Raw genomic sequence first — 15,091 nt, 5'->3', positions numbered from 1 at the left:
TACACAGGAAATTCCACCACCCTCTACCATACTCTAGCTTGTCAGTTTTGAATGCAGTTCCCAGGTTGAGCCCGGGGATTTCACATCCAACTTAACAAACCACCTACGCGCGCTTTACGCCCAGTAATTCCGATTAACGCTTGCACCCTCTGTATTACCGCGGCTGCTGGCACAGAGTTAGCCGGTGCTTATTCTGTCGGTAACGTCAAAACACTAACGTATTAGGTTAATGCCCTTCCTCCCAACTTAAAGTGCTTTACAATCCGAAGACCTTCTTCACACACGCGGCATGGCTGGATCAGGCTTTCGCCCATTGTCCAATATTCCCCACTGCTGCCTCCCGTAGGAGTCTGGACCGTGTCTCAGTTCCAGTGTGACTGATCATCCTCTCAGACCAGTTACGGATCGTCGCCTTGGTGAGCCATTACCTCACCAACTAGCTAATCCGACCTAGGCTCATCTGATAGCGCAAGGCCCGAAGGTCCCCTGCTTTCTCCCGTAGGACGTATGCGGTATTAGCGTCCGTTTCCGAGCGTTATCCCCCACTACCAGGCAGATTCCTAGGCATTACTCACCCGTCCGCCGCTCGCCACCAGGTACAAGTACCCGTGCTGCCGCTCGACTTGCATGTGTTAGGCCTGCCGCCAGCGTTCAATCTGAGCCATGATCAAACTCTTCAGTTCAAACATCTTTGGGTTTTTAAGAAACCCTAAACTTGGCTCAGCAATCGTTGGTTACATCTTTGATTTCTCGCGGAGCAACTTGTGATGCTGATAATCTTGTTGACTATCAGTCTGACTCCACAAGCACCCACACGAATTGCTTGATTCAGTTGTTAAAGAGCGATTGGTTAAGATCTTTCGTCTCAACCGAGGCGCGCATTCTACAGCAGCCTCTGTTGCTGTCAAGCGGTTATTTTCCGAAGTTTTCAAAGTTTCCTTTGCAACTTCAACCACTTGCGCTTTCGATCTCTCGTTAGCGGGAGGCGAATTCTACAGCGTTACTCGCTGCTGTCAACACCTCTTTTGTTCCGCTTTCGACCGAGAAGATCGAATCGTTAAAAGAGCCAAACCACCCTGCTCTTCCAACTCCTTCTGGGCTTCGATGAGCTGAAGCCACTCGCTGTCGAAAACTGCGTAACTCATTGTTTATCAAGGAGTTTTCCATTTCGACTGCGCCGGAAGTGGGGCGAATTATAGACTTCCAGAATCTGCCGTCAACCCTTAATTATGCTTTTCGTGCAGAAGATGTCTTTTTGGCTATTAATCGTGGGATTCGGCGGGTTACAGGGGGTAGTCGCAACACTAATAGCAATGCACCTATAGAAGCGTAAACCGCCCACTCCTTAAGATCAGCACGCACGATCCACAACATATGCAGCAATCCAAGCCCGAGAACTACATAGGCAAGACGATGTAGCTTCTTCCAGCGAGAACCCAAACGCCGCTGACTATAGCGATTTGAGGTCGCCGCCAAGGCCAATAAACAGAGAAACCCCAGCGTCCCGACAATAATGTACGGCCGTTTACGCAACTCGACACCTAACTGCGACCAATCAAAGCCGAGGATGAACGCCATATACCCACTCAAATGCAAAACCACATAAGCGAAGCACCACAGCCCCAGTTGCCGCCGGACAGCAACCCACCCCGCCCAACCGGTAAGCCTCTGCACAGGTGTCATGCTTAAAGTAATGAGTAGCAGGACAAGAGTCCCCAGCCCCAACCGGTCAACCAGCACCTTGCCCGGATCAGGCCCCAGCACATCCTCCCAGGCCTGATACAACCAAAGCAGCGGCCAGACCGCAGCAGCTATAAAGACGCCAATTCGCCAAAACGGAAATCGCATCAGTAGTTCTTCCGCAAATCGAGCCCTGCATATAAAGAGGCAACTTCATCCGAGTAGCCATTGAACATCTGCGTATCCCGCACGTTGGGCTTGAACAGTCCGCTCGGTAAACGCCGCTCGCGCGCCTGAGTCCAACGTGGATGGTCGACCGCAGGATTCACGTTCGCATAAAAACCATATTCATCCGCGGCAATGCTCTGCCAGGTGGTTTTCGGCTGCTCACTCACCAGACTGATCCGCACGATGGATTTGATGCTCTTGAAGCCGTACTTCCACGGGACCACCAAACGCAGAGGCGCACCGTTCTGATTCGGCAACTCCCGCCCGTACATACCCACAGCAAGAATCGCCAACGGGTTCATCGCCTCATCCAGGCGCAGCCCTTCCACATAAGGCCAGTCAATCAGGGCAAAACCGGAACGTTGCCCGGGCATGCTCTTGGGATCTTCCAGGGTTTCGAAGCGAATGAATTTGGCTTTGGACGTCGGCTCGACTTCCTTGAGCAAGGCCGAGATGGGAAATCCGATCCATGGAATGACCATTGACCAGGCCTCTACACAGCGAAGACGGTAGATGCGCTCCTCCAACTGATAAGGCTTCATGAAGTCTTCCAGTGCATACCGCCCCGGCTTGCCCACCTCCCCGTCCACCACCACACTCCAAGGCTCGGTTTTCAGCGCGCCGGCGTTGGCGGCAGGATCACCTTTATCGGTGCCGAACTCATAGAAGTTGTTGTAATGGGTCGCGTCCTTGAATGGCGTGATCGCCTCATCCTTGACGTTGACCGCCCCCCATTTGGTAGCAGGCAGTTTTTCGGCAAACCAGGAAGGCGCCTTGCCAGGCTCGACATCCGCATAACGCGCAGCATCCTCGGCACAGGCCCAGCGCGGTAGGCTGCTCACGGCCAAACCGGAGACGGCGGCACCGAGCACATTGCGACGAGATAGATAGAAGGATTCAGGCGTGACGTCCGACTCGTGGCAGTCAGACGCTTTGGAGACTTTGATCAGCATGGCAACTCCGCAGCTTTGGAGAACAGATGCACCAATAGACTGCGGAGTATGAGGGAAGTTAAGCGTTTTTGTGGCGACGAAGACGTAACAGATATTGAACCGGGCCAGAGGCTGCATAAGCGAGGAAAACCAGCAGCAGGATGCGCGGCGGATCACTGAACACCACGGCAAACACCAACACCACGGCGAGAATCGCCACGAAAGGTACACGCCCTTTCAAGTCCAGCTCCTTGAAGCTGTTGTACTTGATGTTGCTGACCATCAGCATGCCGGCGGCAGCGACCATCAGTGCAACCAGAAAGGACATCTTCGAGCCCTGAATGCCGTAATCACTGAACGCCCAGACAATGCCTGCAACCACACCAGCCGCAGCCGGACTGGCCAGACCGATGAAGTAGCGCTTGTCCGCAGTGCCGACCTGGGTATTGAAACGCGCCAGACGCAACGCTGCACCAGCTACATAAATGAAGGCAACCATCCAGCCGACCTTCCCCATGTCGCCCAAGGCCCAACCGAACGCCAGCAAAGCCGGCGCGACACCAAAGGCGACCATGTCGGACAGCGAATCGTACTCGGCACCGAAGGCGCTCTGGGTATTGGTCATACGGGCAACGCGACCATCGAGGCCATCGAGCACCATCGCGACAAAAATCGCGATCGCTGCAAAAGCAAAATACTTGCTCGCACCAATCGAATCACCGGCACTCAAGGCGCTCTGGGCGCTCATCGAGTTGATGATGGAATAAAACCCCGCGAACAGATTCGCAGTGGTGAACAGATTCGGCAGAAGATAGATACCACGATGCCGGACTTTACGGCCTTCAGCGTCATGCCCTTCCTCGATGTGTTCATCGATGGGCAGCAGGCTTTCGGCGTCAGAAGCCTGGTTTGGCTCTTCGGGACGTTCGCTCATGGACATTACCTTGCAACGGGGTGGAAGTTTGGACAGGTGTCTGGGACGACGGTTCGGCCGCAAACGATGCAGCTTTATACCAGAACCAGCCACCCAAACGAAAAAACGCGGCCTAGGCCGCGTTTTTCGTACAAGTGCGCGACTTAGTTTTTAGCTTTGTCGACGATCTTGTTGGCACCGATCCACGGCATCATGGAGCGCAGTTGCTCGCCGATGATTTCGATACCGTGAGCGGCGTTGTTACGACGCTTGGCGGTCATCGAAGGATAGCCGGTAGCGCCTTCGCTGATGAACATCTTGGCGTATTCGCCGTCCTGAATACGTTTCAGGGCGTTGCGCATGGCCTGACGGGATTCGGCGTTGATCACTTCCGGACCAGTCACGTACTCGCCGTATTCAGCGTTGTTGGAGATCGAGTAGTTCATGTTGGCGATACCGCCTTCGTACATGAGGTCAACGATCAGTTTCAGTTCGTGCAGGCATTCGAAGTAGGCCATTTCCGGCGCGTAGCCAGCTTCAACCAGGGTTTCGAAACCGGCTTTAACCAGCTCAACGGTACCGCCGCACAGAACGGCTTGTTCGCCGAACAGGTCGGTTTCAGTCTCGTCCTTGAAGGTGGTTTCGATGATGCCGGTACGACCGCCACCAACGCCAGCGGCGTAGGACAGTGCAACGTTTTTGGCGTTGCCGGAAGCATCCTGATAGATAGCGATCAGGTCAGGGATACCGCCGCCTTTGACGAACTCGGAGCGCACGGTGTGGCCCGGAGCTTTCGGCGCGATCATGATCACGTCGAGGTCAGCGCGCGGAACAACCTGGTTGTAGTGGATCGCGAAGCCGTGGGAGAAGGCCAGGGTGGCGCCTTTCTTGATGTTCGGCTCGATTTCGTTCTTGTACAGAGCGGACTGGAACTCGTCCGGGGTCAGGATCATGACCAGGTCGGCAGCCGCAACAGCGGAAGCAACGTCGGTCACTTTCAGGCCGTGAGCTTCGGCTTTGGCAACAGTCGCCGAACCTTTACGCAGACCAACAGTAACGTCAACGCCGGAGTCTTTCAGGTTGCACGCTTGAGCGTGGCCCTGGGAACCGTAACCGATGATGGCAACTTTCTTGCCCTGGATGATCGACAGGTCGCAGTCTTTTTCGTAATAAACTTTCATGAAATTCCCCTATATATCCAGGCCGTTCAGGCCATTCGCTAATTTGGTTTAGATGCTGAGTACTTTGTCGCCGCGGGCAATACCGGTTACGCCGCTGCGGACGGTCTCCAGAATCGAGGCGGTGCCAATGGACTGAATGAAGCTGTCGAGCTTATCGCTGGTACCGGTCAATTGAACGGTATACACGCTAGCGCTGACGTCAACGATCTGCCCACGATAAATATCGGTAGTGCGTTTGATCTCGGCGCGCTGGGCACCGGTGGCCTTGACCTTGACCAGCATCAGCTCGCGCTCGATGTGAGCACTCTCCGACAGGTCGACCAGTTTGACCACTTCGATCAACTTGTTCAGGTTCTTGGTGATCTGCTCGATCACTTCATCGTGGCCAACCGTGGTCAGCGTCAGACGCGACAGGGTCGGGTCTTCGGTAGGTGCCACGGTCAGGCTTTCGATGTTGTAGTTGCGCTGCGAGAACAGGCCGACTACACGAGACAGAGCGCCAGGTTCGTTTTCCAGAAGCAAGGAAATAATGTGCCGCATGATTAAGTACGCTCCGTCTTGCTCAGCCACATATCGCGCATGGAGCCGTCTTTGATCTGCATCGGGTAGACGTGCTCGCTGGTGTCGACCGAAATATCGAGCACCACCAGGCGATCTTTCATGGCAAACGCTTCCTCCATCTTCGACTTCAAATCTTTCGAGTCGGTGATGCGCATGCCGACGTGACCATAGGCCTCCGCCAACTTGACGAAGTCAGGCAACGACTCCATGTAGGAATGCGAGTGACGGCTACCATAGCTCATGTCTTGCCACTGGCGAACCATACCCAGAACACCATTGTTCAGGATGACGATTTTCACCGGCAAGCCATATTGCAGACAGGTGGACAGTTCCTGAATGTTCATCTGGATACTGCCCTCGCCCGTCACGCAGACGACGTCGTCATCCGGGAAGCTAAGCTTGATGCCCATGGCCGCCGGAAAACCGAAGCCCATGGTGCCCAGGCCACCGGAATTGATCCAGCGGTTCGGCTTGTTGAACGTGTAGTACTGCGCCGCAAACATTTGGTGCTGGCCCACGTCGGAGGCCACAAAGGCATCGCCCTTGGTGACTTCGCACAGGGTTTCGATCACGGTCTGCGGCTTGATGACGCTGCCGTCGCCCTTGTCGTAAGGGAACAGGCCGCGGTCACCGCGCCACTCATCAACTTGCTTCCACCAGCTGGCAACAGACTCCTTGTTCGGGGTCTCGCCAATTTCCTTGAGGATCGCGACCATCTCGGTCAGGACACTCTCGACCGGACCGACGATAGGTACGTCTGCCTTGATGGTCTTGGAAATCGAAGCCGGGTCGATGTCGATGTGAATGATCTTGGCATTCGGGCAGAACTTGGCCGGGCCGTTGATCACGCGGTCATCGAAACGAGCGCCGACTGCAAGGATTACGTCGGCATGGTGCATCGCCAGGTTAGCGGTGTAGCTGCCGTGCATGCCGAGCATGCCGATGAACTGACGGTCGGTGCCAGGGTAGGCACCCAGACCCATCAGGGTATTGGTCACTGGCAGGTTGAGCATCTTCGCCAGCTCGGTCAGCGGCGCGGAGCCACCACCGAGAATCACGCCGCCGCCTGCGTACATCACAGGACGCTTGGCCGCCAGGAGCATTTCTGCCGCCTTGCGGATTTGCCCGGAGTGACCGCGAACGGCCGGGCTGTAGGAACGCAGCTTGGCTTTTTTCGGGAAGATGTATTCGAACTTCTCGGCCGGGTTGGTCATGTCTTTCGGGATATCGACAACGACCGGACCAGGACGACCGGATTGCGCGAGGTAGAACGCTTTCTTCATGACTTCCGGGATTTCCGACGCGTGCTTGATCATGAAGCTGTGCTTCACGATCGGCCGGGAGATACCGATCATGTCGGTTTCCTGGAACGCATCGGTGCCCACCATGGTGCTAGGCACCTGGCCGGAAATGACCACCATCGGAATGGAGTCCATGTAGGCCGTGGCAATACCGGTGATGGCGTTGGTTGCGCCCGGGCCGGAGGTCACCAGTACCACACCGGCTTTACCGGTGGCACGGGCATAACCGTCAGCCATATGGGTCGCAGCCTGTTCGTGACGAACCAGGATGTGGGTCACTTCCGGTTCTTTGAACAGGGCATCGTAGACATGAAGAAGAGCACCACCCGGGTACCCGTAGATATATTTGACGCCTTCGTCACGCAAAAAGCGGACGAGCATCTCACCGCCAGATAAAAGCTCCACGTTGTTCACCTCTAAAACGCCAGAATACCGTCCACATAAAAGGGGACGGGTCTTAATAGGTTTACTTCTCAGCAGAGCATGAGCGACGGTGGTCGCCGACTACGTCAGCACTGACTGAGCAAGTATTGGGATCGTCCCAAGTGTTGCGGGCCTTTCCCACCCAGCGCGAGGTAACGCGTTGCGGGTGTAACAGGTCGGCGCGGATGTGCGCCTCATGATCTGCTGAGCGGGCCTGCTTCTGGCAGTCCCTCTACAGCGGACTTTGGATTCTTCTGTTTCGTCCTCTCCAAGTCAAGTCGTCTATGTGCTTTATTGAACTAAGCACATGAGAAAGCAAGAAAAAACCTCTAAACAGCAACTGTGTTAGCTTCAATTGCGCAACCCAATACAAGGAAATGGCATGCGAACGTTTTTCCTGACCGTCAGCCTGCTGATTGGCATCAGCCCTTTGTGCATGGCCGCTCAGATCTATAAATGGGTCGACGCCCAAGGCGTTACCCACTTCGACGCCCAGCCGCCCCAAGGCCGGGAAGCCACCACCGTGGTCACGCCCTCCTCGCCTGCAAGCAACCAGCCCCCGCCGCCACGCAGCGGCGCCATCGGTGATCAACAGGCGATCGACAAGAAAGTTAAAAAGCAGGTGACCGAGGAGCAAGCCCAGCTAAAGGCATTCTGCGAACAGGCGCGGACGAACCTGGCTCAGCTGCAGAACAATCCGAGAATACGGGAGGATGTCGAAGGCGAGATGCGCCGCCTGACTGACCAGCAACGTCAGGAGCGCATCAGCGAAACACAGAATCAGATTGCGGATAACTGCCAATAAACCCCTGTAGGAGCTGTCGAGTGAAGCGAGGCTGCGATCCTTTTAAAAGCAAAGTCAAAAGATCGCAGCCTCGTTTCACTCGACAGCTCCTACAACGGATCGGCGTTAGCGGGAGGCGGTGATCAGTAGATCAAACTCTTTGAGCAGCACCTGCAACTGCCGGTCCTTGCCTTGAACATTACGGGCAGCGAAGACCATTTCGGCCATCTCCTGAATTCCCGAAGCGTTTGGCAAGGGCAGATCCTGCTCGAGGATCACCTTCATCCGCGGAAGAAAGATCCATTGCAGCCACTGCTCGAAATCCAGCGTATCGACCGAGAATGGTTCGACACTGGAAAGCGCTTCGGCGGAGGGCGAGACCTCGTCCCACCAACCCTGAACCCGCAGCTCGCGCTCGATCAATAGCAACTGTTCGGCAATCTTCGGAAAGCGCGCATCCATCACAGCGATACCTTGGCCTTCTGACGGGCCAATGCTGCGCCAGCAGAATCACCCTGTTTCTCACGCGCCTGAGCGATCAATTGCCACAGACTGGCCTGAAGTGCCGGACGACCGTTGGCGAAGGTCAGGCCACGACGAGCAAACTGCTCGGCTTGTGCCGCATCGCCTTGAGCCATACGCACCTGAGCCAGACGATAAAGCACTTGCGGCTCACGCGGCGCAACACGCTGGGCGCGCTCGAGGCTGGAGGAAGCACCGTTGAGATCACCGCTCGCCTGTTGCTGCTGAGCGGTGGTCAGCAAGGCCAGAACCGGACCGTCCAATTGCTCGTCGGCAGACAAGCCACCGGAGTTCGCCGAAGGAATCCCGCTCGGCGTCGACGGCATGCTGTAGCTGCCCTGATTGACCGGTGCCGACTGAACCGGCGAGGTATCGATCGGCCCCGGGGTAATCGGGCCTGGCGTAATCGGCGCAGTGCTGATCGGTGCCGACGTCACTGCGCCACCACCTGGCACCATCACGACGACGCCGGTATCACCTTGCGGGATTGCCTGGGTCTGGGCTTGCACAGGACGTTTAGTCGTCGTCTGACGGAAACCACCATTCGCCGAAACCCGTTCACTGTTCGAAACGGCGCTACCGGAATCCACAACCGGAATCGACCCGCGTTGTACGGAGGAGCAACCGCTGAGCAAAGCCACGGCGGTAACCGCTGGAATCAACCACTTGTTCACTTGAAACCCTCTTTGCTTAATTCATCCAGCCCTTGACCCAATCCATCACCGTTTCGCCGGAAACAGGGCTTTCGCCACCGCAAGCGGCACCGGGAGGCGGTTCACTGCCGCGAATATACGGCATCTGCACCGCGCCTGGGCAGTTGGCATCAGAGCCTTGCCCGGTACGCGAATCGACCCAGGCCTGAACAATGTTGTCTGGCTGCGGCATGTCCAGCGGCAACGGATCGGCCTTGCGCATGAAACTGGTCCAGACCTGCAGCGCACCGGTGGCGCCGGTGAACGGAGTCTTGCCGTTGTCATCGCGCCCCAGCCAGACCACTGCCAGCAGGTCCTGACTGAAACCGGCAAACCAGCTGTCCCGCGAATCGTTACTGGTACCGGTCTTGCCGGCCAGGGTCAGGGTTTTCGGCAACACGTTGTAAACCGAACTGCCGGTACCTTCACGCATGACTCGCTGCATGGCGCTCTGGATCAGGTAAATGGAGGCCGGATCGAAACGCTGCTGAATCTGGAACGGATAACGTTTGAGCGGTTCGCCTTCAGCGGTCAATACGCTACGGATCCCGCGCATCGGCGTATTGAAACCTCCGTTGGCCAGGGTCTGGTACATGGTCGCCACTTCGATCGGGGTCAGACCGCCAGCGCCCAGCAACATCGACGGGAACGCCGGGAATTCGCGACTCACACCGAGACGCGCCAGGGTCTTGAGGACATTCGGCACGCCCACCGCCAACCCGAGACGCGCGGTCGACAGGTTGTAAGAATGCGCCAGGCCCTGATACAGAAATACAGTGCCATGGGAGCGGCGATCGTAGTTCTGCGGTTTCCAGACTTGGCCGTCCTCGCCTTTGACCGAGAAGGAATCGTCCGACAGCCAACTGGTCAAGGTGTACTGGCTCGGCTTCTCAAGGGCTGTCAGATAAACCGCCGGCTTGATCAAAGAACCGATCGGTCGCACAGCATCCAGCGCACGGTTGAAGCCGGCAAAACTTGCCTGACGACTGCCGATCATGGCCTGGACTTCACCGGTTTCGGGGTTAGTCACGACCATGGCCGCTTCAACCTCATCGGAACCCTTGCGCCCGGAGAGTCTCTTGAAGGTGTCGTTGACCGACGCCTCGGCTTTCATCTGCAGGATCGGGTCGAAACTGGTGAAGATCCGCAGGCCTTCTTCGGTCAAGTCTTCGTCGCGATAGTCTTCGCGCAACTGACGCTTGACCAAGTCGAGGAAGCCCGGGAACGAGCTGTCCGCCAGCTTGCCGCGAGTGGTCACACCCAGTGGCATTTTCTTCGCAGCAGCGACCTGATCAGCGGTAGCAACGCCCTGTTGCTCAAGTACATCGAGTACGAGATTGCGCCGCTCAAGCGCCCGTTCCGGGTTGCGACGAGGGTTGTAATAGGACGGCCCCTTGACCATGCCCACCAACATCGCGACTTGATGCAGCTTCAGTTCAGACAACGGCTGCCCGAAGAAAAACTGGCTTGCCAAGCCGAAACCGTGCACCGCGCGCTGCCCATCCTGACCGACGAACACTTCATTGAGGTAAGCCTCAAGAATTTCTCGTTTGTCGTAATGCAGCTCAAGCAACAACGCCATCATGGCTTCGGTAAGTTTACGGGTCAGGCTGCGTTCGCTGGTCAGGTAGAAGTTCTTGACCAATTGTTGCGTCAGCGTACTGCCGCCCTGGGTCATCTTGCCGCCAGAGGTGTTGACATAGATGGCTCGGGCAATCGACTTGGGTGACACGCCCCAGTGGCCGTAGAAATCCCGGTCTTCCACGGCAACCAGAGTTTCCAGCAGATACGGCGGGACCTGATCAATTTTGATCAAAATGCGATCTTCGAGATTTTTCGGGTAAATCCCGCCGATCAGTAGCGGTTCCAACCGCACCACAGAGAGCTTCGAACCGTTGGTCGCCGAAAGTTCGGCCACGTAGTCGCCAGAGAAGCGCACCCGTACGGGTTGCGCTTGCTCCATGCCTTCATAGAACTGGAAGCCACGGGTATTCAAGTCGACGGTATTGCCGCTGACAGCCGCCGCGCCGGGTCCATTGCTCACGCTTTCACGTCGATAGCCCAAGGCATCGAGCTCGGTCAGAAAATCGTCCTTGCTGAGCTTTTGTCCGACGAACAGCTCCAGCGGGCGCGCGTACACCTTGGCCGGGATGGTCCAGCGCTTGCCGGAGAACTTCTCCTGGACAATCGCGTCGAGGTAAACCGCGAATCCGGCCAGCACCACAAGGCCGACCAGACTGAGTTTAAGGGCCCAGCCCAGCCAGGGGCGCAGGCCCTTGGAAGGTGGTTTTTTGGGGGTGCGGGGGGATCGAGTACGAGTCATGGCGGCGGATTATACGCACTTTATTCATACTCAACAGGAGCCCTCCGAGGTTTGCGTCAGACGGACTTGCGGCCATAATGACGGCCGTGAATTTTCCCCAGACTCTGAAGGATCGCCTGTGAGCCAGTCCCTGATCGCTGCCCTGCAAAACCCGGCCCTCTACCCGCATCCCGTAGACGGGTTCCAGGTCATCGAAACCCATATTTCCTGGGTAATCCTCACCGGCCCGTTTGCTTATAAAGTGAAGAAACCAGTGAATTTCGGCTTCCTGGACTTCACCAACCTCGATGCCCGCAAGCATTTTTGCGGGGAAGAGCTGCGTCTTAACCAGCGCCTGACCAACAATTTGTACCTCGAAGTGTTGCCAATCACCGGCAGCGCCGAAGCACCACAACTGGGTGGCGAGGGTCCGGTCGTCGATTACGCACTGAAAATGCGTCAATTCCCACAGAGCCAACTGCTCAGCACGTTGCAAGCCAACGGCGAATTGACCCCCTTGCACATCGACGAGATGGCCGCGCAGATCGCCCAATTCCACCTCAGCGCACCGAAAGTGCCTGCCGAACACGAAGCCGGCACGCCGGACAGCGTGATGGCGCCGGTACGCCAGAATTTCGAACAGATCCGCCCGTTCCTCAGCGACAAGGCCGATCTGCTGCAACTTGATGCGCTGCAAGCCTGGGCCGAAAGCAGCTTCGAACGCCTCAAGCCACTGTTCGCCCAGCGCAAAGCCGACGGTTTCATCCGCGAATGCCACGGTGACATCCACCTGGGCAACGCCACCGTGATCGACGGCAAGGTCGTGATCTTCGACTGCATCGAGTTCAACGAACCGTTCCGCTTCACCGACGTTTACGCCGACACCGGCTTCCTGGCGATGGACCTGGAAGACCGTGGCCTGAAGAGTCTGGCGCGCCGCTTCATCAGCCAGTACCTGGAACTGACCGGCGATTACCAGGGCCTTGAGTTGCTGAACTTCTATAAAGCCTATCGCGCACTGGTTCGCGCCAAGGTCAGCCTGTTCAGCATGCCTGCCGAGGCCGACCCGGTGCAGCGAGCCACCACCCTGCGTCAGTACCGCAATTACGCCAACCTGGCGGAAAGCTACAGCACCATTCCTTCGCGCTTCATGGCCATCACCCACGGTGTTTCTGCCGTCGGCAAGAGCCACGTGGCCATGCGCCTGGTGGAAGCATTGGGCGCCATTCGCCTGCGATCCGATGTAGAGCGCAAACGTCTGTTCGGCGATCAAACCGTGCCAAACGACCCGCAGGCCGGCATCTATAGCGTCGACGCCAGCGCCGCCACTTACACCCGCCTGCATGAAATTGCCGCAGTGATCCTGCGTGCTGGCTTCCCGGTGGTCGTCGATGCGACTTACCTCAAGCGCGACCAGCGTGACGGCGCAGCGAAAATCGCCGAAGCCACTGGCGCGCCATTCCTGATCCTCGATTGCAATGCGCCGCAAGCGGTGATCGAGAGCTGGCTGGCCCTGCGTCAGGCAGACCAAAAGGACCCGTCAGACGCCAACCTGGCGGTTATCGAAGCCCAGCAAGCCACTCGCGAGGCTCTGACGCCGGCAGAGATTCTCTGCAGCAAACGCGTTCAGACCAATGAAAGCGGAACCCTCGACACAGTCGTTGCACAGATTCGCCAGCGCCTGCCGGGTCTGTAAGAAACTATTTCAGCCGTGAAGCCTTCGCCGGCTTCACGGCTGTCAAATAGTGGCACTATACTGGCGTCATAAAACCAACAGGTGATCTGACATGAGCCAGCCGAAACTTCTCGACACCCCGCTTTATGCTTTGCTGCACAAAGACGACATCACTGGCTTCAACAACGAGCGTCCAAAAGACGGACCTATCGACATGGTCGGTGGCGATTTCCGGGGGCTGGACCTGCGTGAACTGAACGCTGACGGCGTCGACTTTAGCGATGCCTACTTCCGCTCCGCCGACTTGCGCGGCATCGACTTTCGCAAAGCCTCCCTGGAAGGCGCGAGCCTTGCTCACGCACAGATCTCCGGCGCCTACTTCCCGCCAGAGCTGAGTGCTGACGAGATCCTGATGTCGATGAATTTCGGAACTCGCCTGCGTTATCGCACCCGCTAAAAACGACTTTTAACTGACCCGTTCGGCGCCCCCCACTTTGCGCTGAACGCTGGGCATGCTTTGCCAGAAAACCTGATTCCACCGCCCTCTCTTCCTACAGCACCTGCAGACTTTCACACCGCTTCGGGGCTTCGCCTCTTAGAAGCTTTTGCGTCGAAACCGACCAAACAATCACGCTTTTCCTACTGATGGCTACACTCCTGAGAAGCTCGCCCACGCACCGTTCGGCCGTCGCAAGGAGGCTTGATGAATGATGAACTGCAGCACCTGAAGAATCTTGGCAAGACGTCGGCGCAGTGGCTTCATGCCGTGGGCATCCACAGCGCCTCGGACTTGCGTCGACTGGGGGCGGTGGATGCTTATCGGGCCGTGCGCACGCGCGGGTTTCGGGCATCCAAGGTGTTGTTATATGCCATCGAAGGCGCCCTGATGGATGTGCATTGGAATGACATTCCCGCCGAGCGCAAGGACGCCTTGAACAAACAGCTGGAAGCTATCTCGTCACGTCACAAGAACTGAACGGACGCAGCAGCCATGTACCTACTTGGGGAACAACCGGCTTACGCCGACGCGCTGATCAACCGACTGCAACATATTCCCGTCCGGCTGCTGGAAGGTTTGATGCCCTGCGGACCGAGCCTGGAATTTTCAGCCGTCGATGATCTGGCCGTCCTGTTACCCGGCAATCAATTGTTTGTACTGGACAATGGCCTGCTGCATGGATGCATCGATGATCGGGCATTGTTCTATCTGCACGAGGGAGATCTGATCGGCTTGCGCCAGGGCACAGAGCTGCCCCGCTGCCGCTTTCGTAGCGATAGCCCGTTAACACTGACGCCTTATCTGCGCTCCGAGGTTTTTCAGCACATCTACGCCGACCCGGAGCGTTCGGAGTTATTTCTTCAATACATGGTCGGTCAGTCCGCCCTGCTGTCCGACGCACTCGCCCGTCTGAAACAACCCGAGTTTCGAAGCACCAATGGTTTTCAGCGCGTGGCCAGTGGCGAAGTGTTGATCCGTCAGGGCGATGAACCGGATCACGTATTTGTCATCATTGATGGCCACGCCGAAGCCTTTGTCGACGGGCATAAAGTCGGCGATATACCCAAGGACGAGATTTTCGGCACCATGGCGGTGTTCACTGGCGAGAAGCGTAACGCCAGCGTAATCACCAGCGAGCCCAGCACTGTCATGCTGATTCCCAAGGACCAGTTTCTCAGCCTGACCCAGAGCAATCCGAAGATCGCCCACAGCCTGATCGAGAGCATGGCACGACGTATCGACCTGCTGAACAAGCAGATCATTCTGATGAGTTCGCTCAACCGCACTGGCTGAAACCCAATGATTACGGGCGTTTCAAGCGAACGAGCAGCGCATTTCAAAGAACTGAGAAATCAGCGGTTGACTTGGTAATGAGAATCGCTATGATTATCACAACTG

General features: G+C 56.8%; 14 protein-coding genes and 1 rRNA gene (1 of these 15 only partly in view). 5 read left to right on the top strand and 10 right to left on the bottom strand.

Features of this window, described 5'->3' with window-relative positions; all coding sequences use genetic code 11:
* From ABH912_RS25185 to ABH912_RS25155, 7 genes are all read right to left on the bottom strand, one after another.
* Window positions 1-683 (bottom strand): 16S ribosomal RNA (locus ABH912_RS25185) (it extends 856 nt beyond the left edge of the window).
* A 544-nt stretch (window positions 684-1,227) separates the two neighbouring features.
* On the bottom strand, window positions 1,228-1,848 hold the full coding sequence (gene msrQ / locus ABH912_RS25180; protein WP_033054379.1) for a protein-methionine-sulfoxide reductase heme-binding subunit MsrQ: 621 nt from the start codon (window positions 1,846-1,848) through the stop codon (window positions 1,228-1,230).
* Window positions 1,848-2,861 carry a protein-methionine-sulfoxide reductase catalytic subunit MsrP gene (msrP, locus tag ABH912_RS25175; protein WP_429511898.1) on the bottom strand — a complete coding sequence of 338 codons (1,014 nt, stop codon included), beginning with the start codon at window positions 2,859-2,861 and terminating at the stop codon, window positions 1,848-1,850. Before msrP ends, msrQ begins: the two co-directional genes overlap by 1 nt.
* A 58-nt stretch (window positions 2,862-2,919) precedes the next feature.
* Entirely contained in the window at window positions 2,920-3,774 is an 855-nt protein-coding gene (gene pssA, locus ABH912_RS25170; RefSeq protein WP_008156794.1) for a CDP-diacylglycerol--serine O-phosphatidyltransferase, read from the bottom strand.
* A 143-nt stretch (window positions 3,775-3,917) separates the two neighbouring features.
* A complete protein-coding gene (gene ilvC, locus ABH912_RS25165) occupies window positions 3,918-4,934 on the bottom strand; it encodes a ketol-acid reductoisomerase (protein ID WP_007948647.1) in 1,017 nt (338 codons plus the stop codon).
* A gap of 48 nt (window positions 4,935-4,982) precedes the next feature.
* Window positions 4,983-5,474: an acetolactate synthase small subunit gene (gene ilvN / locus ABH912_RS25160; protein ID WP_003176102.1), complete on the bottom strand. Its 492-nt coding sequence runs from the start codon at window positions 5,472-5,474 to the stop codon at window positions 4,983-4,985.
* A gap of 2 nt (window positions 5,475-5,476) precedes the next feature.
* Window positions 5,477-7,201 (bottom strand): acetolactate synthase 3 large subunit, encoded by a 1,725-nt coding sequence (locus ABH912_RS25155; protein WP_033054390.1) that lies wholly within the window; start codon window positions 7,199-7,201, stop codon window positions 5,477-5,479.
* 400 nt (window positions 7,202-7,601) lie between these two features.
* Between ABH912_RS25155 and ABH912_RS25150 the strand changes: the two genes are divergently transcribed.
* The gene (locus ABH912_RS25150) at window positions 7,602-8,024 is read left to right on the top strand and encodes a DUF4124 domain-containing protein (protein ID WP_429511897.1); all 423 of its coding nucleotides are present in this window, start codon (window positions 7,602-7,604) and stop codon (window positions 8,022-8,024) included.
* Window positions 8,025-8,129: 105 nt separating this feature from the next.
* Here ABH912_RS25150 and ABH912_RS25145 read toward each other — a convergent pair whose 3' ends face one another.
* The 3 genes from ABH912_RS25145 to mrcB are packed head-to-tail and all read right to left on the bottom strand — an operon-like array spanning window position 8,130 to window position 11,540.
* Complete coding sequence (locus ABH912_RS25145; RefSeq protein ID WP_033054374.1) at window positions 8,130-8,465, bottom strand: YqcC family protein; 336 nt, start codon at window positions 8,463-8,465, stop codon at window positions 8,130-8,132.
* Window positions 8,465-9,199 carry a tetratricopeptide repeat protein gene (locus ABH912_RS25140; protein ID WP_033054372.1) on the bottom strand — a complete coding sequence of 245 codons (735 nt, stop codon included), beginning with the start codon at window positions 9,197-9,199 and terminating at the stop codon, window positions 8,465-8,467. Before ABH912_RS25140 ends, ABH912_RS25145 begins: the two co-directional genes overlap by 1 nt.
* A gap of 16 nt (window positions 9,200-9,215) precedes the next feature.
* Complete coding sequence (mrcB, locus tag ABH912_RS25135; protein WP_429511896.1) at window positions 9,216-11,540, bottom strand: penicillin-binding protein 1B; 2,325 nt, start codon at window positions 11,538-11,540, stop codon at window positions 9,216-9,218.
* A gap of 118 nt (window positions 11,541-11,658) precedes the next feature.
* On the opposite strand from mrcB, the gene ABH912_RS25130 reads away from it, so the two are divergent.
* From ABH912_RS25130 to ABH912_RS25115, 4 genes are all read left to right on the top strand, one after another.
* Complete coding sequence (locus ABH912_RS25130) at window positions 11,659-13,215, top strand: AAA family ATPase (protein WP_429511895.1); 1,557 nt, start codon at window positions 11,659-11,661, stop codon at window positions 13,213-13,215.
* 91 nt (window positions 13,216-13,306) lie between these two features.
* A complete protein-coding gene (locus ABH912_RS25125; RefSeq protein ID WP_033054368.1) occupies window positions 13,307-13,651 on the top strand; it encodes a pentapeptide repeat-containing protein in 345 nt (114 codons plus the stop codon).
* A gap of 246 nt (window positions 13,652-13,897) precedes the next feature.
* A complete protein-coding gene (locus tag ABH912_RS25120; protein WP_003228231.1) occupies window positions 13,898-14,170 on the top strand; it encodes a TfoX/Sxy family protein in 273 nt (90 codons plus the stop codon).
* 15 nt (window positions 14,171-14,185) lie between these two features.
* Entirely contained in the window at window positions 14,186-14,986 is an 801-nt protein-coding gene (locus ABH912_RS25115) for a Crp/Fnr family transcriptional regulator (RefSeq protein ID WP_033054367.1), read from the top strand.
* The last annotated feature ends 105 nt before the right edge of the window (window positions 14,987-15,091 follow it).

Source organism: Pseudomonas sp. BT76 TE3572, assembly GCF_050435365.1.
Taxonomy (GTDB): domain Bacteria; phylum Pseudomonadota; class Gammaproteobacteria; order Pseudomonadales; family Pseudomonadaceae; genus Aquipseudomonas; species Aquipseudomonas fluorescens_W.
This window is presented reverse-complemented; position numbering and strand designations above follow the sequence as displayed.